We start from the raw sequence: 21,921 nt of genomic DNA on the forward strand, positions 1-21,921 counted from the left end.
TAGGCGAAGGTGAAATCAAATATGTTTAAAAGCATACTTTCTATTCTTTCTTCTTATAAATCAAAGGATTCAGCAAGTCGTTGTTTAAGGTATCACCTACTTTAAGCTTTGAAATTTCTTCGTCGCTTAAAATATTCTGATTGCCATTAAACGCGTTGCCGTCTGGCATATAGGCGCAGGTCATGGCACGTCGAAATCCTGAGGTCATATTTGCATGGGCTCCATGGATGGTAAGCCCGTTATGGAAAGAACAACTTCCGGCTTTCATAGGCGCAGCAACAGATTTGCTGGTTTTGAACTCAGGATAGGTTTCGAATATAACGCCCATGTTTTTTCCAATCCCTGGGTTGTTAAAATTAGTGCCTTTTTGAGAGCCGGGAATAAAGAAAAGACAGCCGTTTTCATAGGTTGCATCATCAAGTGCTACCCATATAGATAAGGCTCTCCTGTCACTAAACGACCAGTATGGTGTATCTAAATGCCAAGAAGTTGGGTTGGCCCATGGTTTTTTAATTAGCGCTTGATCATGCCAAATGCGTATTCCGTCTGCCCCAGAGAGCTCTGAAGCCATTTTTCCCAAGCGCTCATCCAACATAATCTTCCTTATAGAATCATTATCCTGCCAGAGGTTAAGTAATTGGTCAAAAACATTGTCGTAGTAGGATTTATCGGCGTCATCGCCTTTGCCATAAACTTCTTTTCGATCGGGCATTTTATTGCCATTCCTTTTTTTTACTGCCTCGCTTAACGCTAATCTCCAATTGTCTAATTCCTCAGGGCTTAAAAAATCTTCGATCACCAAAAAGCCATCCTTTTGGTAAGTGGCAATCTGCTCTGCATTTAAGTTGCTTTTCATATTTCAGTGAATAAATGGTTAAAAAACCAAATTTATTAGATTTAGAGCGCTATAAATTATACAAATTAGGTTATTTTTTGCACTTAATGATAAATTTGTTGCAACTAACTTTAACAACCATCGGCAAGTATTAATAACTCAAATTAAGATCAAGATTCAATTGCTATACTACAGCTGCACATAATGTATGATTCCTTAATAGCGGGAACTGTTATTGGCGGGAATTGCTGGATCGAAAAATATTCCGCTTAATACCGCATTGTCGCCTCTTACCTTGTTAATTCTAAATTTTGCCGATTTGTTGTATGCATAGGTCAAATAAGCTCCGCCAGTAGCATTTTTCACAATTTTTACTGGCGCAATCAGTTCGGAATGCTCTGCATCAAACATTTCAACTTCAATTTGCCTGCCCTTACGATCCCAGTCTACAAAATAAAGTGAAACTTTATAGTCGTGTATGCCTTTTATCACTACCGAAGTGGTGAAAGTATATCCAATTTGATCTGCATCCATTGCAAATAAACAGGCGGCAGTTCTTGGAAAAGCGTTGCTTTTATTTGGAGCAAGTGCCCTATGATCATTTGTGTTTGATTTCCAGACCAAATTTAGAGGCTGGTTGTTTCCTTTTATCTTATAGTAATTAATAGAAGATACATAAGAAGGCAAGGATTTTTTATCCTTTCCGTCGCCATTATAGTTGCATAGCAGGTAGCCATCTTTCCCGTAGCTTTTTCCCCAATTTCCACTAGTTGTAGAATCAATTCCGATATAATTTGCGGCATATAAGTTTTTTGGTTCAGCGTAAAGTGGCGTTGTACCTTTATAGGCTACAACAACATTATAGGTTCCGGGTAATACACCTTTAAAGTATACGAATTGAGCATCTTCTGCCGCACCGCTAAGGCCATTAATAGAATGGTAGGCGCCATCCCAAGCCAACTTGCCATTTACCTTTATGGAAGAGATGTTTTTTTCAACCTTCGGGATGCCAATCCGCCCCATGGTACCAGCAGGCGTAAAAAACGTACAAAAACCGGTTGAAACATCAACAGTTGCGCTGATATCACCTTGTGGAGTTGGGGTTTTTCCCGATACGTTGTTTAGGGTTCGGCCTAAATGCGGAAGAATATCATAGGTGGCAAAGCCAGGTGAAGTCGGTTTTATGCCCAACACTTCTTCGCTGAGCCATTTAGTTACACCTGCACCCCAAGGATGGCAAAGACTGGTTAAACCGCATTGGTTGTTAGGTATTGGGCCATTTTTCTTTACCACTAAATTCCATGAAGGACGGTAATCTTCAAAAAAGGTGGTGGCTCCATATTTTATTTGTCCTCCCCACAAATCTCTAATAGAACTCAAAGCATCATCATATTTATTCATTTGTGAGAATGCTTGAATGATAAAATACTCGTTAAAAGGCGAATAAGAAATTCGATTTACTCTGTCGGTAAAACGCTCTTTAAAAATTTCTTGCTCTTCATTATTGCTTAAAAGACCGGTGGTAACAGCATCTGCACCGGCATGAAGACCAAAGGGCTTGTACCACTCGGGGTTTTTCCTGAGGGCAAGCATTTTTTCAGACGCATAGTTTTTGTATTTGTCGCATAGGTCTGTTCGACCATAAATGCCCATAGCGTCAGAAAATTCTTTCCATGCCCTGATGGAAAGCATTTTATAGGCTCGCTGAGGTTCTGGCGTATTAGGATGTTCGAAACCCGCTCCCAAACGTTCGTCCCAGCCGTAAAATTCTAGATTTGGATTTGATCCGTATGCCTTATACGCATCATCTAACTTTTCACAAGCATTATCGATATAGGTTTTAACCGTTTTGGCATCGCCAGTATAGCGGTAATAGTTAATTAAACTCAAAACCCAGTAGAGCGCATAGCTTTTAATGCCGTTGGACTGGGTTGACGTATAAGCAATATTTTTCTTTATAAAGTCGTAATTTCCAAATGCAACCATTGATGCAGCCTGAGCGGGATGTGCATCGCCGGTCCACGAAAACCTATCGCCTCGATTCATTAAAATTGCCCCCATATAATCTTTGAGCAAATTGAGCTTTACTGTATAGGCACCCGAGTACCAAATGCGAGTGAGCAAGGTATCGCTACAGGCGAAACTTCCCTTATAATTGGTAGGCCTGATCTGGCAAACCGATCGCAGGTTATTGATATGCCAGGGTTTGGAGAACGATTTTACATGAATCCAACCAAACCGTACCCCTTCATACAAATCGGGGTTCAGTTCTAACCGATAGGTGTTTCCATATTTTTTAGGCTTTAATGTTTTTGTTGGGTAATTAGATGGATAAACGGGAGGTTGATTGTATTCGCTTATACTCATCTCAATTTCGCCGCTAAAATCTGGGCTATCGAATTCGAGCCATCCTGCATTTGTTTGTCCAAAATCAAAGCGAAGATCGCCCTTACCCGTTACAGTAATGACCTTGTTTTTCTTAAAATCATCGAAATTAAAACTTTGCGAATTTGAAGGCGTCCAACTTACGGGCGCTAACGTATAACACTCTAAACCATCTGTAGCCTTTGGGTCAGCCCATTTATAATTAAAGACTGGATCTGGGGAGTGCGGGTTTAGAGTTCCTATCTTCTTTGCCGAAATAGGCGGATAATCATTGATTTGCGCAATTGCCCGATTTCCGTAAAAAGCAAAAAATAGTAGAAAAAGAACAGCAAAACAAAGTCGATTTAAATCTTTCTTCAAGTAAAATTGCAAGACAGATTTACAAACTAAGTAACTCATAAGAAACAATTTGGAAGATGGTGTTGGTTTAAGTGCTTTGCGAAAGTAAAGAGTTTTAACTGTTTTCTCCTTGCAATAATGCAGCTATTATTTGCACTTTCTGCCAGATAATATTATTAAATTGAGTGACAACCGAAAAAATACCCTTCGATCTATGCCAATTGCACACAAACTGTTTCCTTTGGGTAAAAGTTAATTTTTTTTAAGTGGTTCCCGTTATTTGACGAAGCGAATATTTATCAAAAAGTACATAAAATAACAAGTTGGGTATACGGTAGTAGTCTGATTGTAGCATTGTCTTGTGTGTATAATAAATGCTCTATCTAACTAAAACTATATGAAATATTTAAATTGATACTTTCTTCATAATTATTTTATTGCTCAGTTGTTTTTTCAGTGTAGCGCAAGTTCAACACCCTGCAATTAAAGCAAAACGAACCGGAACATTAAATCCGTATTGACCAGACCAAATTCGGTGTAAATTTTTTTATGCTCCTGTTGAAGAAATATAAATATTGGTAAGATTTTTGAATCTTCAATTGATGAAATGAGTTAATAGGAACGTTAGTTTTCCGCTTAATTGTTCTTGAATAATTAGAGGCCGAAAATTTCTACTATGATGCAAATTGTGGGCTTTAAGTGCGCCATAAGCTTTTTCATTCACAAATAAAATAGAGTTAATACTATTCTTATTGTAAGCTTGGAGTTATTTCTTTGAAGTAAATTAATGACACACAAAATTACATTTTCTAGATCCTTGTAATAAATCCATAATATCAAAAAGTGTAAATATTATATCTTTCTAGTAAAATAGATTAGTAGTAAGATTCTTTAGTTTTGATTTATTGATTATACATTCAATTAACCAGATATATTATGAACACTGCAACTAGTCAGATACAAATAGACTATATCAAAAAAATAAATCACAAAGGTTGTGCAATTCGGCCTTTCTAAAATGGGGAAGATGTAAATAGTCTAGCCTTAGTTCTAAGGCCTTATTTTAATTGCAATTGCTTGGATTAGAGTTTATTGATTGAAGATAAATTTGTATTTACTTCTATGATTCTCTTTCATGTTTTCAGAAATTTATCAACTTCGCGGGAAAAATCGTGGTTACTTATATAAAATCAATTCTACATTTCTAACAAGATATTTAGAATTAAAACTTTATTGATATGAACTTAATTCATAAACAAAAAAAAATGATTTGTTATAAAACTTACCTAAAGTTAACGGCATTAGGGATGCTTTATCTTTTTGTCTCGCCTTTTCAGGTATTGGGTCAGAAAATAGACAGAAAAGCATTGGTGAACAGGCATAACTTACACATTACCGACAGAAATGTTAAAGGGCCTACTCAAGTAGGAAATGGTCACTTTGCCTTTGGCTTCGACATTACGGGATTGCAGACTTTTAACAAATTCAACATTTAAGACGCCTGTTAGTGCCTGGAATTTTGCGCCTGTTGAACATGCCACCGTGAAGGTATTATCCTCGAAAGATTTTTCAGATCCATGGAATCCTAAAAAAACACCGGTGAAACTAGAACTGAACGCAGTTGCCATTACAAACTGGCAGTTATACCGCGACACATATACCCCTCAGTTACCGACTTTGATTGAGAAGGGGGAGGAAAAGCAAATTACCCTAGTTCCACTGGGAAGTACTGAGTGGAGAATAACTATTTTTCCAGACCTGTTGAAGAGATTTGATAAACTGGGTTTTAATTAATCTAAATTTATGCATTTAGCTTTAAAATTTTATGAAAGCTAAATCTGCTGATCTCAATTTATAATATACCGATATGAAATTTATTTGTGTTCTTTTTTTATCATTGTTTTTGTTTTCCCTGAGCGTTAATGCCCAATACATAACACCTAAACCTGGCTTAATCGAAACCCCATATCAGGAGCTGCCACTGGGTGCCATAAAAGCAAAAGGATGGCTCCAAGAAATGCTTGTCCGCCAAAAAAATGGCGCAACAGGTAATCTGGATAAACTTTATCCATTGATGAACCAGCGAAATGGATGGTTGGGTGGCGATGGTGATCAGTGGGAGCGTGGGCCATACTGGATAGATGGTTTACTTCCACTCGCTTACATACTTAATGATAAAACACTTATTGCAAAGGTAAAGCCTTGGATCGAATGGTCGCTAAAAAGCCAGACGCCAGATGGATATTTTGGCCCATCAAAAGATTACCCACAAGAAGAAGGGCTACAAAGAGACAATAGTCGGGATTGGTGGCCAAAGATGGTCATGCTAAAAGTGCTGAAGCAGTATTATACGGCTACAGGAGACAAAAGGGTGATTAAGCTCATGACCAATTATTTTAAGTACCAATTGAACGAACTTCCTAAAAAGCCACTTGACAACTGGACTTACTGGGCAAAATACCGTGGTGCAGATAATTTAATGGTTGTTTACTGGTTGTATAATATCACCGGCGACAAGTTTCTGCTGGATTTGGGAGAGCTAATTCACAAACAGACATTCGATTTTACAAATGCTTTTTTAAATACCGATTTGCTACAAAAAATGGGCAGCATTCATACCGTAAATTTAGCGCAGGGTATGAAGGAGCCATTGGTTTATTATCAGGCACATCCTGAAAAATTATACGTTGATGCGGCAAAAAAAGGATTTGATAATCTGAGGACTTATGACGGTATGGCCAATGGTTTATATGGTGGTGATGAGGCATTGCATGGGAACAACCCAACTCAAGGTAGCGAGTTTTGCGCTGCAGTAGAAATGATGTTTACGTTAGAAAGTTCGTTGCAAATAACAGGAGCTGTTGATTACGCAGATCAATTAGAGAAAATTGCTTTTAATGCACTACCTACTCAGGCTTCAGATGATTATTCGACTCATCAATATTTCCAGCAGGCAAACCAAGTCATGCTCACTCGTCAGATGCATAATTTTGGCGATAATCATGGAGGTACTGATGTTTGTTACGGTCTTTTGACTGGATATCCTTGTTGTACCTCAAACATGCATCAGGGTTGGCCCAAGTTCACACAAAACCTTTGGTATGTAACGCCAGACAAGGGGATTGCCGCATTGGTTTATGCGCCGAGTGAAGTCAGCACAAAAGTTGCAGGGAATGTCCCTGTTACGATTACAGAAGAGACTTCTTACCCATTTGAGGAAAGTATTAAGTTTACCATTAAAACTAAAAATTCGGTTAAGTTTCCTTTTCACTTGAGGATACCAAGGTGGTGTACTTTAGCTACTGTAAACGTAAATGGCAGGGTAATTTCCCAACATAATGGCAATCAAGTAGTTAAAATAGATCGAGACTGGAAATCGGGAGATGTGTTGGAGTTGGTTCTTCCAATGCATATCTTCAAAACTAAATGGTACGAAAATTCTATGGCCATCGAGCGTGGACCAATTACTTATGCCCTTAAAATTGGCGAAGAATTCAAAAACATAACCAATAAAGTTGATTCTGCAACTTTCGGTAATTATACTGAAGTTCGCCCGACAACTCCATGGAACTATGGGTTATATGAAGTTAGCGATGCAAAACTAAACGAATATTTTAAAATAGAGTCCACTGGAAAGAACACGTTGTATCCTTGGAATCAGGAAAATGCGCCTATCGTTATTAAAACTGTAGGTAGAAAAATTCCATCATGGAAATTATACAATGAAATGGCCGGGCCTCTGCCTTATAGCCATATTTACGGGTTGGAAAGCGATGGACACGATGAAAAAATTACCTTGGTTCCTTATGGATGTACAACGTTAAGGATATCTCAATTTCCACAGGTTGGCAGGAAGTAACTCAACATGGTTTAGAAATTATTTTCTAGGGAAACGTTTGTCCCGTTCATGTATATGAATTTGATTTAAGGAAGATGATTCCACGCGAATAGCTTGGAATCATCCTCTTAACACAACGGCTTTGAGAGGATCGCTTTAAAATAGAATAATACTAAGAGCCTCTTTAAATTTTAAAATTTTAGTTCTCCAGTCAGGCTCCAACCTTACCCAAAACGCCCTTCAATTTATCCAGCACTGCTAAGGGCTCTTAGCTAGCTTTTCCCTTCGCGCGGGTGCGAATTCTCTTCGCGCATGCAACACGATGCGTCTCTGCAAGCAGCATTATGCATTTTTTTCCTCCAAACAATTGCTATGTCAGCCACATGGAGCTGGCTATAGCAATTTTTCACCAAAATTTAAATAGGGTTTAAATCTATTTTTCTTGATCATTCAGCTTTGCTTTATCAAAGAAAAGTCCACTCAAAGAAACATTTATTCCTCTAACTTGATTGACACGGAGACGTATTGGCCCTGTGAAATCAAAGCTCACATATTTACCCTGTTTATAGGTTTTTATGTAGGCCATAGGTGCGATTAAATTAAGGGTTTTAAGGTCGAATATTTCAATGGCAGAGCGACGTCCCAAGTTATCTTGATCTAAAAAGTACAGTGAAACTCGATGTGGCTTATTATCTTTTACAGGAATGTCAATCGTCATAGATTGCTCGCAAATGTTATAATCTATCGTTTGGACTGCTCCAAAACTATTTGCGATGGTGCCGTTCTGTAATATTCTAACATCAGACTGCGCAATAGCTGCATGTACATTTTGATATCTATTTAGCATTACTGTGTCTAAATATGCAGGCATTTTCGTATTGGCCTTTCCTTTTTCCAACGCATTAAAAAGTACGAATCCATCTGTGCCATATTTACCCGTCCATTTTCCTCCAGTTAAACTATCTTGATCAATAGACTTTATTTTATATATCCACGGAAGTTCTTTTATTGGGCTTCGTTGCACACGCGATTTATATTTTACTTCGAATAAATATTGGCCAGGTTTTAAGTTATGCATCACTAAAAAGTCTTCATTTTCAGCAGATTCAATAGATATCTGTGCGTTAGATTTATTGTTGGCTGTCCACTGTAATTTGCCATTAATGGTTAAAGATGCTGGTATATTTTTGCCTAATGGAAGCGCAATTTTTTCGGCTTTTGTTCCTACGGGGATCGTAATTTTCGAAATTCCTGTTTTGGCATCAAAACTTGCAGAGATATTGCCTTTCAATGTGGGTATATCTCCAGAAACAGACGTTAAAGTTCTGCCAAGATGAGGCACTATTGCGAAAGTTTTAAAGCCAGGCGTGATGGGCTTTATGCCCAAAATCTCTTCAGACAGCCATTTTACAACTCCGGCACTCCAAGGATGCGTAAAACTCGTATAGCCTGCTTGGTTGTTTACCGGGGCATCGTTTTCACCTAATATGTTGTTCCATTGGGGGCGATAAACCTCAAAAAAAGTGGTTCCACCGTAACGAATCTGCCCGCCCCATGAATCGTGAATTGCACCGATTGCCTCATCAAAATGCTGGGCCTTAGCCATTGCTGATATGATAAACCATTCATTAAAAGAAGAATATGACAATCGATTTACCCGGTCGGTAAAATTGTTGTCAAACAGCATTTTATTTTCACTACCGGTGGTAAGGCTGGTATTTATGGCATCAGCGGCCGCATGCAAACCGAAGGTGGCTAACCAAGTATCGTGGCTTCTTATCGTTTGCATTTTCTCGTGCGCATAACTTTTATACTTTTCAGCTTCTGTGGTGTTGCCCATCGTTTGCATTAAGTTGCCAAATTCGCTCCAAGCGCGTATAGACAGCATGGAATAGGCATTTTGAGCTTCTTGGTTAGGGTTTTCAAATCCACCACCAAGCCGCTCATCCCAACCATAAAAATTTATCTTTGGCGATTTGCCAAATTGATCGTAAGCCAAATCAAGCTTCTTACTGGCATTGGCAATGTATTGTGTTGCCAACGCGGTATCTCCAGTGTAATTTACATAGTCTATCAAACTCAGCACCCAATAAAGTGCATAGCTTGCAATATCGTTACTTAGGTCGGCCGTATTGTGAAGGTTTTTTTTAACAAAATCATAATTCCCAAAAGCAACCATCGAAGCTGCCTGTGCCGGAAAAGCATCTCCCGTCCAGGAGTGTCGATCGCTTCTGTCCATTAAAATTGCACCGAAATAATCTTTAAGCAAATTTAATTTTACCGTATACGCACCGGTGTACCAAATTTTGGTAAGCTCTTTATCGCTGCAGTCAAAACTTCCCAAATAATTTGTTGGTTTTATTTGGCAAATAAGTCGTACATTTTTTATGTGCCATTGTTTTTTATGCGTGCGGATATGAATCCACCCAAACCTAACGCCTTCATACCACAGTTTATTGAGTTTAAGGCGATAAGTGTTTCCGTTCTTAGTTACATTAGCCGTTTTGAAATGATGCTCGGTACCAATATTTAATACTGCTGGTTCATTGTATTCGCTTATGCTCATTTGCACCGAGTCGGCTAAATCTTCCGAATCAAATTCCAACCATCCTGCGCTAACTTTCCCGAAATCAAAACGGATGTCGCCCGTACCGTTTACCACAATTTCATTTTTACTCTTAAAGCGTGTCATGTCGAAGCTTCTGGGAGCTTTTGTGGTAAATGAAATAGGTTTGAGGACATAATACTGTAGGTTGTCTGTAGCTTTTGGCGCAGCCCATTTCACATTGCTTAAAGGATCGGGTGAAAATGCGATTGGTTTCCCGGTTACCGTACCCGATACTGGTTTGTAATTCATCTGAGCTTTGCCAGCTGTCGCATACAACATCATAGCAAGGATGCTCACAATTATAACCTGGCGAAAACTGATTTTATTTTCTAAGAAAAAAGATGGAGCGGTTAAGATAAAGCGAACTTGGTTGGACATGATTATTGGATTGATTTAAAATTTGGCTACGGTAATTTTCAAAATATAGATTATCTTCTTTAAACATATTGTTGAAAATTGACCTGTTTTTAAACTTTTTGATATTTTTAAATAGTAATGTCCTAATGTTAGTCAATTCCCCAAACATCATCGCTTGTGGCTCCAAATAACCAGCGGAAAAAAATATCAAAAAGGACAAAAAAAAGGACAGCTTAGACATTTTTTTCATTTTGGTCATGGATTATATTTGATTTAATCAAATGTAATACCATTCAATATGAGAGGCCTAAAGAAAAACCTTTGCTTTTCTGGTTTAATCCAGAAAAGTATTGCGGTAAATATTAGCTATCGCAACCACCTAACCATTTAAACCAATTTGTATGAAACAAAAACTCACTTTCCAAATCCCTTGGCCTCCAAAACTAATTCTATTGCTGGCTTGTTTATGCTTTCCTTATCTATTATATGCGCAAGTTCCTGTACATGGCACAATTGTAGATGCGACAAGTATGAGCCCATTAAGTGGCGTTTCCATCACCGTAGAAGGAAAAACGCAGGCCACTAAAACAGACGAAAAAGGAAAATACCAGATTACGGCACCTTTGGGCGCTACGCTGAGTTTTAAATCTGTAGGATACATAGATCAAACACGTGTAATTGGCAATTCCTTATTGATCAACGTCCAGTTAAGTTCTTCTTCCCAAAACCTAAAAGAAGTTGTGGTAGTAAGTTATGGCACTCAGAAGAAGCGTGAAATCACCGGTTCTATCAGTCAATTAAACATTGCTGAAGTGAAAGACATGCCGGTGGCCAATGTCGGACAAAAGCTTCAGGGAAAGTTTGCTGGTGTCCAGATCAATCAGAATTCTGGTACCCCCGGAGCCGACCTTTCCATTAGGATTCGTGGCGCAGCATCGATTAATGCTGGCAACAGCCCGCTCATTGTAATTGATGGTTTTCCAACTGAAAGCGGTTTGCAAACAGTTAGTCCGGATGAAATTGAAAGTATTACCGTACTGAAAGATGCCTCTGCCGCTTCTCTTTATGGTTCTAGAGCAGCTAATGGAGTAATTTTAGTAACTACAAAGCAAGCAAAAACAGGCGTAACAAATATTGAATTAAGCAGTTATGCCGGCATTCAGACGGTATCAAAAAGAGGGAGACCTGATTTGATGAATGCACCCGAATTTGCAGCGTTTAAAAAAGAATATTATGAAGATGCAGCCAAATATGAGGGCTACACGGGGGGTGTTCCTACGCAGTATCAAAATCCTTCCCAATACCAGCCAGGTGATGGAACCAATTGGTTTGATGTGCTGCTCAGAAATGCGCCGACTCAAGATTATAACCTATCAATTGCCAGTGGCACCAACAACCTTAAATCGATAGTAAACCTAAATTATAACCGCCAGGATGGGGTGATGCTTAACCAATGGGCAGAAAGATTTACGGCAAGATCTAACAACGTTTATACGGTAAACGATAAACTTACGCTGGGTGCCAACCTTGGTGTCACTTATCGCAACCAAAACATTACACCTGGTTTAGGAGAAGGGCGTAACATTATCCAAGTGGCTTATCTGACCGATCCAACGCTGAATTACAAAAATGCCGACGGCAGCTATCCTATCGGATTTGCACCTCCGGGAATGTTTTCGACTCCTAATTACTATCAAGTTTTAAATCAGGCAGTTAATCTTACTAAAACACTTACGTTGATTGGTAATGCATATGCTACTTATCAGATTATTGATGGTTTAAAATTTAAGACTAGTATAAACGTCAACACAGAAAACGCGATAAATAGAAATTTTAGCCCTTCTACGATACTTGGAGGAACTACTCCAGCTTCTTCTGCATCAGGAAGTTACAACACAAATTACTTCTTATCTTGGCTTTCTGAGAACACATTGACTTATACTAAAACGTTCAAGGAGAAACACAACTTAGAGGCCTTTGTGGGTTATACCGCTCAAAAAGTAAATTACGAAAATAGCAATATTAATGGGTCCCAATTTCCTGACGACAACATCCAGTATCTAAATGTGGCCGCCACGAGGATTGGAAATGTAGATGCTAGCGATTTTTCGTTGCTTTCTATGATTGGTCGGATTAACTACAATTACAGTGGCAAATACCTTCTTTCTTTAGCCGTGAGAAGAGATGGATCTTCCAAATTTGGTTCTAATACCAAATATGGAACATTCCCATCGGTATCTGCCGGATGGATTATTTCTGATGAGGGCTTTATGCAGAATTTTAAACAAATTAATTTGTTGAAGATAAGAGGCAGTTATGGTAAAGTTGGAAACAACAACATTGGGAATTACACGTACTTAGCGGGTATAAATCAAAGTAATTACACTTTTAATAATCAGCTCTCGTCGGGCAGTACGCTTAATGGAATTGGCAACAAAAACCTAACCTGGGAAACTACCGCAGGTTATGATTTTGGTTTAGACTTAAGCATATTAAATAACAGAATTAGTTTTACTTACGATTATTACTGGAAGAAAACAGATGGTTTATTGTACGCAATTGATCTTCCTGTACAATCTGGTTTTAGCAATGTTACCTCCAACATAGGTCGTTTTGATTTTTGGGGAAATGAATTTTCGTTACAAACCAGAAACACCACAGGCAAACTCAAATGGAATACTAGCTTCAACATCTCATTTGATCGAAATATAGTAAAGAAATTAGGCACCAACGACGCACCAATCGGAGGTTACCAAGAATATTGGGATGACAATAGGACAGCTGTTGGTCACCCGATTGGCCTGTTTTACGGATACATAAATACAGGTGTGTACATGACGCAGCAAGAGTTTGATACACAGCCACATGATGCCTCTGCCATGGTGGGCACCGCTCGATTTAAAGATGTAAGCGGTCCAAATGGTGTTCCAGATGGAATTATCGACTATCACGATCGTACTTTTATTGGCGATCCAAACCCAACTTTTACTTACGGGTTAACCAACCAGTTGAGTTATGAAAATTTTGATTTTAGTTTAGTATTGGCCGGTACCGTGGGCAATGACATTGCAGATGATGCCTTTCAATCGACAGAAAATCTGGATGGAGTATTTAATGTGAGACAAGGTGTTACAAATAGATGGAGATCGGTAGAAGATCCTGGCGATGGAATCTATCCAAGAACAAGATCGGGAACGACTGCCGATTTCCGTAACTTCACTACCAGACAGGTTTTTAGTGGATCTTACATTATGGCGAAGAATATCACTTTAGGTTATACTTTTAAGGTAAAGCCAACCCCTTATTTTAAAGGTGCGCGGATTTATTTGAGTGCGCAGAATGCCTTTACCTTGACTCGATATCCGGGAATGAACCCAGAAGTAGGTTATGCAGGTTTAAACGGTTTAAACCAAGGACGGGATTTTACTTCCTTTCCAATAGCAAAGACATATACGATTGGCGCAAACTTTAACTTTTAAGCGATTTATCATGAAAAAATTTTTAATAATTATTGCTATAGCGAGCCTATCGGCATGCAAAAAAGATTTCCTGAATCTTAATCCCAAGACCTCTTTAAGTTCTGCCACTTTTTTTAAAGATAAAGGACAATTTGACCAAGCATTATCAGCGGCTTACGTGCCCCTACGTGGAATAGTACATACCGCTATTTATATGGATGAGATGCGTTCTGACAACGCGTTTTTTACGCGCTATGGTGCAAACAGGGGTCTTGAAACCAGTACGGAGTCACTAGCTACTTTTTTGGATGATGCCAATTCAAGCGCCCAGCAAAATTCGCCTGGGAACCGTTATGGGATTGCCTTTTCAGGCATTGCGATGGTCAACACTATCTTAACCAGACTTCCAAGCGTAGATTTTGACCAATCCGCTAAAGATGCGATCTCTGGCGAAGCCTTATTTCTGAGGGCCTATTATTATTTCGATTTAGTGCAACACTACGGCGGCGTTCCTCTGCAGCTTGAAGAGATTACAGCTCCAGAGCAGGCTTTTAAACCAAGAAACAGCGTAGAAGAAGTATATGCACAAATTGTTGCGGATCTTACTGCTGCCATTCCTAAACTCCCCGTAGTAACGAGTTTCCCTCAAACTGGAAGAGCTTCTAAAGGAGCGGCAAAAATGTTATTGGCCTATACTTACATGTCGCAGCCTGCTAAAAACTACCCAGCTGCAGAAGTTGAGCTGCTAGACATTACTAAAATGAATTATAAACTGCTGCCTGATTACGCAAGCGTATTTGATCCTGCGAATAAAAATAGTGCAGAATCGATTTTTGAGGTGCAATACTTATCTGACTTGGTAAGCGGACAGCAAAGTAATTTTGCTTGGATCTTCATCCCAAAAACACTAAACTCCGAAGTACTTACAGGCTATCACGGAGGCACGATGAACATATTTAGTGGTTGGGATGTTCCAACCCAAGAAATGGTAAATTCTTATGAAACAGGCGATAAGAGACTGCCAGCCTCAATTGCTGTTGTTGAAGGTACCATAAGTGGTGTGGAAGATTTTACAGCTAAAGATATTAAAAGTCCGGTGGGATTTGTTCCTCAAGCAGGCCTAACAAATATGTACATGATCAAAAAATACTTTCATCCTCCATACACCACAGAATTTAACACGCCAGACGATTGGCCAATATTCCGTTATTCCGGCGCATTATTATTGCTGTCAGAATGTTTGGTTCAGGAAGGCAAAAGCGGCTTGGCACTTCCATACTTAAATCAGGTTAGGCAGCGGGCAGGATTGCCTGCACTTGCAATAGCGACAATGGACAATGTAGCCGATGAAACAAGACATGAATTGGCTTTTGAAAACCATCGTTGGACAGATCTGATCCGCACTGGAAAAGCCATAGAGGTATCCAATGCTAAAGGAGTTAGGCTAAAAGCATTGTATGGATGGTTGTTGCCATCTTCATTTAATGTCAACGCAAATAAATTGATTTTTCCAATTCCAGATAGAGAACTTCAGATTAACAATCTGCTCACTCAAAATCCTGGTTATTAAAGCCTTTTGGTTAGTTAGTAATTTTTCGTTGCAGTATTCTGGATGGAAACTGCAACGAATTATTCAAATGATAAACCTTAGCAATTAATTCCAAAGCCTGCATCAATAGGGAGCGCAAGTGAATCTGTGAGTTGCCTGTACAAAATTGGCAACTTTAGATTACAGGTAACGCATATATTTGTTAATTTAGCAAAGCTTACATTCAACTTTAACTTGCCATGATAACAAGTCATCTATCGAATCTAAAAATTAAGGCCGGCGAAGAAATTAAGGCACAAGATTTAAGAGAAGGGATTTTTAATTTGATTAAAAAAGACTATCCCGATTTTGATTTTGGCTGCAACATCACCATAGCAGAATTGAATAAATACAGACGTTTGTATCTTACTTCGCTCATCGTTCAAGAAAATGGCGAGTTAGCAGCCATAGATCTCGACGTACTAAACGCTGTTAACAACAATTCCATCTTGGTAGAAGACATCCAAGATGAGCTTGAAAGTAAGTTAACTTTCGGGGAAAAAATTGCGGATAAAGTTGCAACATTTGGCGGCAGCTGGTCGTTTATCATCCTATTTTTCTCTTTCATCATTATATGGATGGTGATAAATATATGGTGGTTAACTTCAAGGTCTTTCGATCCATTTCCATTTATCCTATTAAACTTAATCCTCTCTTGCTTGGCCGCAATCCAAGCGCCGATAATTATGATGAGCCAAAATAGGCAAGAGCAAAAAGACAGGCAACGGGGAGAACACGACTATAAAATTAACCTTAAGGCTGAACTTGAAATAAAATTATTGAGCGAGAAAATGGATCATTTACTCATTCATCAAAACAAAAAACTCTTAGAAATACAAGAATTGCAAACCGATTATTTAGAAGATTTGATGAAAGAGCTAAAAAAAATTTAATGATTTATTTTTACAGCAAAGCAGTCAAAATTTTAATATTCGGATAGCAATTCTCCATTTTTACACCTTAGGGATGTTAATTGTACATTTCTCTATAATACTCTTTTACCATTCTCGCAGACTCAAAAGCAGGAATAACGCCTTTTAAACCATTTTGAAGCATCTCATTCCATTTAACAGGGTTGTGGTAATAAGTTGGAAGCACTTTATTCTCAAGCATCCACATTAAATTTGCATTTTCCTCATTATCCCGATCAATTTCAGACAATTGGCTCGGAGCAGGTTCTATGATAAAACAATTTTCGTCCTTTACTGCAAATTCTGGCACCCAACCGTCTGGGATTGACAAATTTACACTGCCATTCATAGCCGCTGTCATTCCACTGGTGCCCGAAGCTTCACAATACATTTTCGGATTATTTAACCAAACATCAGATCCTTTTTTGAGCAATGCAGATAAATCAAGCTCGTAGCCTACCAGCACTGCACAGTTCTTAAAAAACTTAGTCTTGCGAATAATTTCGTTAAAAACATCATTTGCCTCGGTATCCTCTGGAAAAGGCTTACCTGCCCAAATTACTTGAATCGGCATTTCTGTTTGATTCAATAATTTTACAAATCGCTCCCAGTCTCGAAGGAGCAAATCTGCTCTCTTATAGGCTGCAAAACGCCTTGCCCATACAATCGTGAGCACGTTTTCGTCAAATAGTTTTCCGGTTTGGTTAGCTACTTCTTTAAAAAGCCGGGTTTTCAATTTCTTTTTTCTCTTTTCTACATCAGATCTCTGATTATTTTCCAATGCCTCTAAAAGTTTCAAGTCTTGCCAGAAATGCTGATTCTGGGCATTTGTAATCGAAATAATTTCGCAAATTCCTCTATAGCCGCCCCAAATCTTTCTAGCGACTTCGCCATGAATTTTAGAAACACCATTTGCTTTACCAGAAAACTTTAACGCTGCTAGAGTATAATTAAATTTATCGCCCTCCATTTCTAATATAAATTTTACCTCATGTTCTTGCATGTGGTAAAAGAAAGACATTTCAGTCAGCAACGAGAAATCGTGGGCCTGGTTTCCTGCAAGTTCGGGTGTGTGCGTTGTAAAAACCATCCGACTTTTAATTTCCTCAAGATTTTTAAATTTGGAATAAAGGTAAAAGTTAAGCGGAACAGCGTGGCTTTCATTCATATGATAGACATCTGGCTCAATGTTTAACTGATCCAATAACATTCCGCCTCCAATACCAAGAATCATAGATTGCGCAATTCTCGTAGTTTCATTTGGATCATACAGACGGTGGCTTATGGTTCTGCTTACCTCGTCATTTCCATCAAAATCTGTGCTTAATAAGAACAGAGGTGCCGACCCAAATATTTCAGGCTTCAGCAAGTAAGCTTTCACCTTAACCTGAGCATTATGTATCGGAACAGAAAATACAATCCCTGTTTCTTCTAGAAACGAATAATTTTTTTGGATGAATGCCGGTTTCATATTATTTTCCGTATCGCGCACTTGATCGTAATACCCATATTTCCAGAGCATGCCGATGCCGATGACATTTTGCTTAAGTTCGAATGCGCTTCGAAGGTGAGAACCTGCTAGAAAACCTAAACCTCCGCTATAAATTTTAAGTGATTGATCTACGGCAAATTCCATCGAAAAATAAGCTACTGATTTATTAAATTCAGGGTTGGGCGTGTACCCGAGGATATTGTTCGTGTTCATGTGGAGCTATTGAAGATTAATTAAGGTAGTTTAGCAACATTTTATGAACAGCAATGTTTTAAAACAACTCCCATTGCCTCACACTTTCGCTGAAAATAAGTTGCGTTAAGCAATTCTTAAACCACACATAGTAACCGATTTTTCTGTGGCTTTTGGAACATTATACGCTAATAATCAAAAAATTTGAATTCAGAAAGCAGCATGTAAATGCCGGAAAGGAAATACATTTAAAGAAAATTGTTCTAAAAGTGCTTGCAAAAACTGAAGCCATTGCGTAAAAATATTGCGCTATTAACAATCCGTTTCGCTGTTTTCCAGCAAAATTTCCATTTCTTGTACCACCAATTTAGTGAGTGTATCATCGTAGCATCTACTGAGTACTGCTACCTTGCTAAAAACGGCCGCCCTCGCCAAAAAATCCATATTTTTCCAGCGCTTAAATTTTTCTTCAATACGAGAGAGTTGATTTAAATAATCGGATTCGAACAGACGGCATGTATCTTCACCACGCTGTTCTTTCTGAAATAAGTTGAATAAATCCATCATTGATTGATTTTATTTTCATTAAAGATCGACTAAACTCGCAGCGGATTTTATGAGTGCCGTCACGCCTTTATTGGATCTTCGACATAAAAATCTCCAACAGAAAGCAAGAGAATCCAAGTGCTATTTTTAGGCAATGTGTTGGGCTTCTGGGAGCGCCTTAAAAATAAGCATGGGAAAATCCAATTGCTTGGCCAGTTTCTGAGTAATGCTGCTATGGAAAAGGCCGTTTAAAAATCCTTTGTTGCGATGGATCATTACCAAAAGCTCCATAGATGCCTGAGCCATAAGCTTATCAAGACCTAAAATCTCGTCTTCTTCATAAATGCCGATAAAGTGGATCTTTGAAAAGTTAAGGTCGCAACAAGATGCTAGCAACATCAGTTTCACTTTTTCTAATCTATCGTTTGCCCCATTTTCTGAGCGGGCAATGTGAGCAATAAATATTTCAGCTTTAAACGCCTTGGCGAGCGGAATAAGCTGCCTTAAAACCACACTGTCACCTTGAAGGTCGCTAAAATCAGAAGCAAGATAAATCTTTTTAAATAGCGAAATATGGATTTTTTCGGGAATTAATAATAGTGGAACATTAAGAGAACTGATCATATTTCGCGCGTGGTTTCCGAAAAAAAAACTTCCTAGGTCACCTCGATGCGTTCCCATCGACACAAAATCTATAGGTTGAGTTGCAACGACTCGTTTTACTACATCCTGAAGATAGCCAGACTTGCTTAGGATTTCAATCCGTGGTTTTCTATCATGCGTTTGATCTTTGGTTTTTAGGTGCTGTTCTAATTGCTCAAGCCCACTCCTACTTCCTTCTCGCAGAACGAGGGCGGCTTGCATTGGCCAGACCACAAGGCCTGCTTGCGGCTCCTCCACGGGTATAAGAACTGCGTTACACAATGTCATATCTGTATCTATTTTTTTGGAAAATGCATAGGCATATTCCGCTGCATGTGTGGCGTGTGCAGAAAAATCGGTCAGGACGAGTAGATGTTTCATTTTTTGTATTTATTCTTTTGATAGACAAGTCGCAACTTTTTTAACAGTAGACAGCATCTGGTTCAGTTTAAATTCCGAGAGAATTCACAATTTCAGTAATTTTTAGCTACCTAAAAGTATTACATATTAAAAGGTTGATGCATAACCGACGTCACTTTTAAAGCTGTCTTTCGTCAGGTTATCGTTCGCTGAAAACAAATTGAGGATTCATTTTATTGTCTGTTATTTCTTTTAAGTTTTTGAAAGAGTAGTACTGGAAACCCCTGCAAATGGCCAGAAAAAAAGCTCAAAGCTTGTATGTGAGCATTCCGAAACTTAAAAATATTTAATTTACTATAATCATTTTACCTGTAACTGGCTTTCTCCGCGCAATTTTTATTAATTTTAAGCATCGTTTTAGTTCGTAAAATGAAAACGCTAACCTCGAGTCCGGATTCTGAATTAGTTCTTATGCTTAAACTCGATAACGAGGAAGCGTTTACAGAAATATACAACAGATATTGGAAAAAATTATATGTAGTAGCATGTAATAAACTTGGTAATTTTGCAGAAGCCGAAGAAGTAGTTCAGAATATTTTCCTATCCATTTGGTTTCGCAGAGCTACCATAGAAATTGCATCTAATCTCAATGCTTATCTTGCGGTATGTGTTAAGTACAAAGTAATTAAGGCATTAAATAAACGTTTTCATCAGAAAAAATACCTAGCCAGTTTAAATGACAATGATATTCTAGATAATTCAACCCAAGAATGGCTGCAGTTTGAAGAAATGAAAGGACAGCTTTCTAAACTGGTTGCAGATTTGCCAACCAAATGTCAGTTGGTTTATAGATTGAGTAAAGAAGAAGGCCTTTCACAAAAAAAAATAGCGGAAGACTTAGGTATTTCCCAAAAAACTGTAGAGGCTCATTTAACGACGGCGATTAAAAAACTAAAAGCCGGTTTAAGTTTATTTTTCTTCACACTTCTATAGTAGTTTCTTTTCCAACACTCAGGTTCGTGTAAAATATTCGCTCATTAAAATTATGTTATTTTTTTGCATACACTAAGGGTTCTTGGTTTTAAAAGAGACTTAAGAAAAAGAACATTCCTTTTTTGCAATATGGCAGACCATCAAGAAGCAACACACAGATTTGAAGAATTAGCAGCAAAATGGCTGAATAAAACGATTACAGATGTCGAGCGGGAAGAATTTTCAGTTTGGTACAATGCCAACCAGGATGAAAGTCTTGATGTACCGGAGCATATTGCCAAAGATGAAGAGGAACACAAACAAAAAATATTTGCTTCAATAAATAAGTCTATCCAAAAGCAAAATAGTACAAAAGTAAGACTATGGCCAAAGTTAACAGCTGCCGCAGCAATACTCATTATTGCAGGGACGAGTTTATATTTTTTCAATACCCGTCAACCTATTTCTAACGAGCAACAGGTACAGCACCACCAGGAAATTTTACCAGGCAGCAATAAGGCATTTTTAACGCTTACTAATGGTAAGGTAATTTTGCTTAATGACCAGAAGAATGGAGAGATAACAGAACAATCTGGAATTAAAGTATCCAAAACAGATGATGGGCAATTAATTTATAGTATTAAAGCCAAAGGAACTTCGGGTAAAACTGAAGTTGCATTTAACACCATCGAAACGCCTAAAGGAGGTCAATATCAAGTTGTTTTACCAGATGGAACTAAAGTTTGGCTCAATGCAGCAACCAAATTACATTATCCGATACGTTTTAACAAAAACAACAGAATTGTGGAATTGGAGGGTGAAGCCTATTTTGAGGTTTCTAAAAATAAAGCTAGACCTTTCATAGTGCAGACTAAACGCCAAAAGGTTGAAGTTTTGGGAACACATTTCAATATCAACAGCTATTCTAACGAAGAAGCCGTTAAAACGACTTTATTGGAGGGTTCAGTTAAAGTTTTTGCCATCAATTCTACGGTTACAAATAAAAATGTATTGCTGGTTCGTGGAGAGCAGGCCGTACTTGCTGGAAATAATATAAGTGTTAAAAGTGTGGATGTTGAACAAGCTGTGGCATGGAAAAATGGATTCTTTCAATTTTATCACACAGATCTTAAAAGCGTCATGCGTCAGGTATCAAGATGGTATAATATTGATGTGGTGTATGATGGAAAAACACCTACTAAAGAGTTTTCTGGAAAAATACAAAGGAATGTAACGGCCAATGAATTGGTAGAGGCACTTAATTTTTCGGGTATCAGATGTGAAATAAAAAATGATAAAATTGTTGTAAAACTATAGCTAATACATTATTTAAACCCCTAATTAAATAGACATGATTAAACCTTACGATTAATTTATTTTAGGGTACACATAATAAAG

At 38.2% G+C, this 21,921-nt stretch carries 14 protein-coding genes; 8 read left to right on the top strand and 6 right to left on the bottom strand.

From position 1 onward, the window contains the following. Nucleotides 1-40: 40 nt before the first annotated feature. Nucleotides 41-856: a phytanoyl-CoA dioxygenase family protein gene (locus tag ACVWYG_RS16960; RefSeq protein WP_457271851.1), complete on the bottom strand. Its 816-nt coding sequence runs from the start codon at nucleotides 854-856 to the stop codon at nucleotides 41-43. Between the two features lie 195 nt (nucleotides 857-1,051). Continuing rightward, a complete protein-coding gene (locus tag ACVWYG_RS16965; protein WP_457271853.1) occupies nucleotides 1,052-3,619 on the bottom strand; it encodes a hypothetical protein in 2,568 nt (855 codons plus the stop codon). Nucleotides 3,620-4,797: 1,178 nt separating this feature from the next. Here ACVWYG_RS16965 and ACVWYG_RS16970 point away from each other — a divergent pair. From ACVWYG_RS16970 to ACVWYG_RS16980, 3 genes are all read left to right on the top strand, one after another. Then, entirely contained in the window at nucleotides 4,798-5,055 is a 258-nt protein-coding gene (locus ACVWYG_RS16970; RefSeq protein ID WP_457271855.1) for a hypothetical protein, read from the top strand. Between the two features lie 46 nt (nucleotides 5,056-5,101). Then, on the top strand, nucleotides 5,102-5,353 hold the full coding sequence (locus tag ACVWYG_RS16975; RefSeq protein ID WP_457271857.1) for a hypothetical protein: 252 nt from the start codon (nucleotides 5,102-5,104) through the stop codon (nucleotides 5,351-5,353). Between the two features lie 73 nt (nucleotides 5,354-5,426). Continuing rightward, entirely contained in the window at nucleotides 5,427-7,418 is a 1,992-nt protein-coding gene (locus tag ACVWYG_RS16980; protein ID WP_457271858.1) for a beta-L-arabinofuranosidase domain-containing protein, read from the top strand. Nucleotides 7,419-7,830: 412 nt separating this feature from the next. On the opposite strand, the gene ACVWYG_RS16985 is transcribed toward ACVWYG_RS16980, so the two are convergent. Then, complete coding sequence (locus tag ACVWYG_RS16985) at nucleotides 7,831-10,383, bottom strand: alpha-L-rhamnosidase C-terminal domain-containing protein (RefSeq protein WP_457271860.1); 2,553 nt, start codon at nucleotides 10,381-10,383, stop codon at nucleotides 7,831-7,833. Between the two features lie 380 nt (nucleotides 10,384-10,763). Between ACVWYG_RS16985 and ACVWYG_RS16990 the strand changes: the two genes are divergently transcribed. The 3 genes from ACVWYG_RS16990 (at nucleotide 10,764) to ACVWYG_RS17000 (ending at nucleotide 16,301) form a co-directional block, all read left to right on the top strand. Further along, on the top strand, nucleotides 10,764-13,841 hold the full coding sequence (locus tag ACVWYG_RS16990; RefSeq protein WP_457271862.1) for a SusC/RagA family TonB-linked outer membrane protein: 3,078 nt from the start codon (nucleotides 10,764-10,766) through the stop codon (nucleotides 13,839-13,841). Nucleotides 13,842-13,851: 10 nt separating this feature from the next. After that, nucleotides 13,852-15,390: a RagB/SusD family nutrient uptake outer membrane protein gene (locus tag ACVWYG_RS16995; RefSeq protein ID WP_457271864.1), complete on the top strand. Its 1,539-nt coding sequence runs from the start codon at nucleotides 13,852-13,854 to the stop codon at nucleotides 15,388-15,390. 218 nt (nucleotides 15,391-15,608) lie between these two features. Beyond that, nucleotides 15,609-16,301, top strand: coding sequence for a DUF1003 domain-containing protein (locus tag ACVWYG_RS17000; RefSeq protein ID WP_457271866.1), 693 nt, complete (start codon nucleotides 15,609-15,611; stop codon nucleotides 16,299-16,301). Nucleotides 16,302-16,377: 76 nt separating this feature from the next. Here the strand turns inward: ACVWYG_RS17000 and glgP are convergent, their stop codons facing one another. The 3 genes from glgP to ACVWYG_RS17015 form a co-directional block, all read right to left on the bottom strand. After that, the gene (gene glgP, locus ACVWYG_RS17005; RefSeq protein ID WP_457271868.1) at nucleotides 16,378-18,024 is read right to left on the bottom strand and encodes an alpha-glucan family phosphorylase; all 1,647 of its coding nucleotides are present in this window, start codon (nucleotides 18,022-18,024) and stop codon (nucleotides 16,378-16,380) included. A 291-nt stretch (nucleotides 18,025-18,315) separates the two neighbouring features. Next, nucleotides 18,316-18,570, bottom strand: coding sequence for a hypothetical protein (locus ACVWYG_RS17010; protein WP_457271869.1), 255 nt, complete (start codon nucleotides 18,568-18,570; stop codon nucleotides 18,316-18,318). 126 nt (nucleotides 18,571-18,696) lie between these two features. Further along, nucleotides 18,697-19,572: a universal stress protein gene (locus ACVWYG_RS17015; protein ID WP_457271871.1), complete on the bottom strand. Its 876-nt coding sequence runs from the start codon at nucleotides 19,570-19,572 to the stop codon at nucleotides 18,697-18,699. A 408-nt stretch (nucleotides 19,573-19,980) separates the two neighbouring features. Between ACVWYG_RS17015 and ACVWYG_RS17020 the strand changes: the two genes are divergently transcribed. Beyond that, nucleotides 19,981-20,544, top strand: coding sequence for an RNA polymerase sigma-70 factor (locus ACVWYG_RS17020; RefSeq protein WP_457271873.1), 564 nt, complete (start codon nucleotides 19,981-19,983; stop codon nucleotides 20,542-20,544). A gap of 129 nt (nucleotides 20,545-20,673) precedes the next feature. Next, complete coding sequence (locus tag ACVWYG_RS17025) at nucleotides 20,674-21,840, top strand: FecR family protein (RefSeq protein WP_457271875.1); 1,167 nt, start codon at nucleotides 20,674-20,676, stop codon at nucleotides 21,838-21,840. The last annotated feature ends 81 nt before the right edge of the window (nucleotides 21,841-21,921 follow it).

It is taken from the genome of Pedobacter sp. UYEF25 (assembly GCF_054061655.1).

Excerpts from the sequence above, each read along its gene's own strand:
- ACVWYG_RS16960 (WP_457271851.1), bottom strand. The coding sequence starts at position 856 with ATGAAAAGCAACTTAAATGCAGAGCAGATTGCCACTTACCAAAAGGAT.
- ACVWYG_RS16965 (WP_457271853.1), bottom strand. The coding sequence starts at position 3,619 with ATGAGTTACTTAGTTTGTAAATCTGTCTTGCAATTTTACTTGAAGAAA.
- ACVWYG_RS16970 (WP_457271855.1), top strand. The coding sequence starts at position 4,798 with ATGAACTTAATTCATAAACAAAAAAAAATGATTTGTTATAAAACTTAC.
- ACVWYG_RS16980 (WP_457271858.1), top strand. The coding sequence starts at position 5,427 with ATGAAATTTATTTGTGTTCTTTTTTTATCATTGTTTTTGTTTTCCCTG.
- ACVWYG_RS16985 (WP_457271860.1), bottom strand. The coding sequence starts at position 10,383 with ATGTCCAACCAAGTTCGCTTTATCTTAACCGCTCCATCTTTTTTCTTA.
- ACVWYG_RS16990 (WP_457271862.1), top strand. The coding sequence starts at position 10,764 with ATGAAACAAAAACTCACTTTCCAAATCCCTTGGCCTCCAAAACTAATT.
- ACVWYG_RS16995 (WP_457271864.1), top strand. The coding sequence starts at position 13,852 with ATGAAAAAATTTTTAATAATTATTGCTATAGCGAGCCTATCGGCATGC.
- ACVWYG_RS17000 (WP_457271866.1), top strand. The coding sequence starts at position 15,609 with ATGATAACAAGTCATCTATCGAATCTAAAAATTAAGGCCGGCGAAGAA.
- glgP (WP_457271868.1), bottom strand. The coding sequence starts at position 18,024 with ATGAACACGAACAATATCCTCGGGTACACGCCCAACCCTGAATTTAAT.
- ACVWYG_RS17010 (WP_457271869.1), bottom strand. The coding sequence starts at position 18,570 with ATGATGGATTTATTCAACTTATTTCAGAAAGAACAGCGTGGTGAAGAT.
- ACVWYG_RS17015 (WP_457271871.1), bottom strand. The coding sequence starts at position 19,572 with ATGAAACATCTACTCGTCCTGACCGATTTTTCTGCACACGCCACACAT.
- ACVWYG_RS17020 (WP_457271873.1), top strand. The coding sequence starts at position 19,981 with ATGAAAACGCTAACCTCGAGTCCGGATTCTGAATTAGTTCTTATGCTT.
- ACVWYG_RS17025 (WP_457271875.1), top strand. The coding sequence starts at position 20,674 with ATGGCAGACCATCAAGAAGCAACACACAGATTTGAAGAATTAGCAGCA.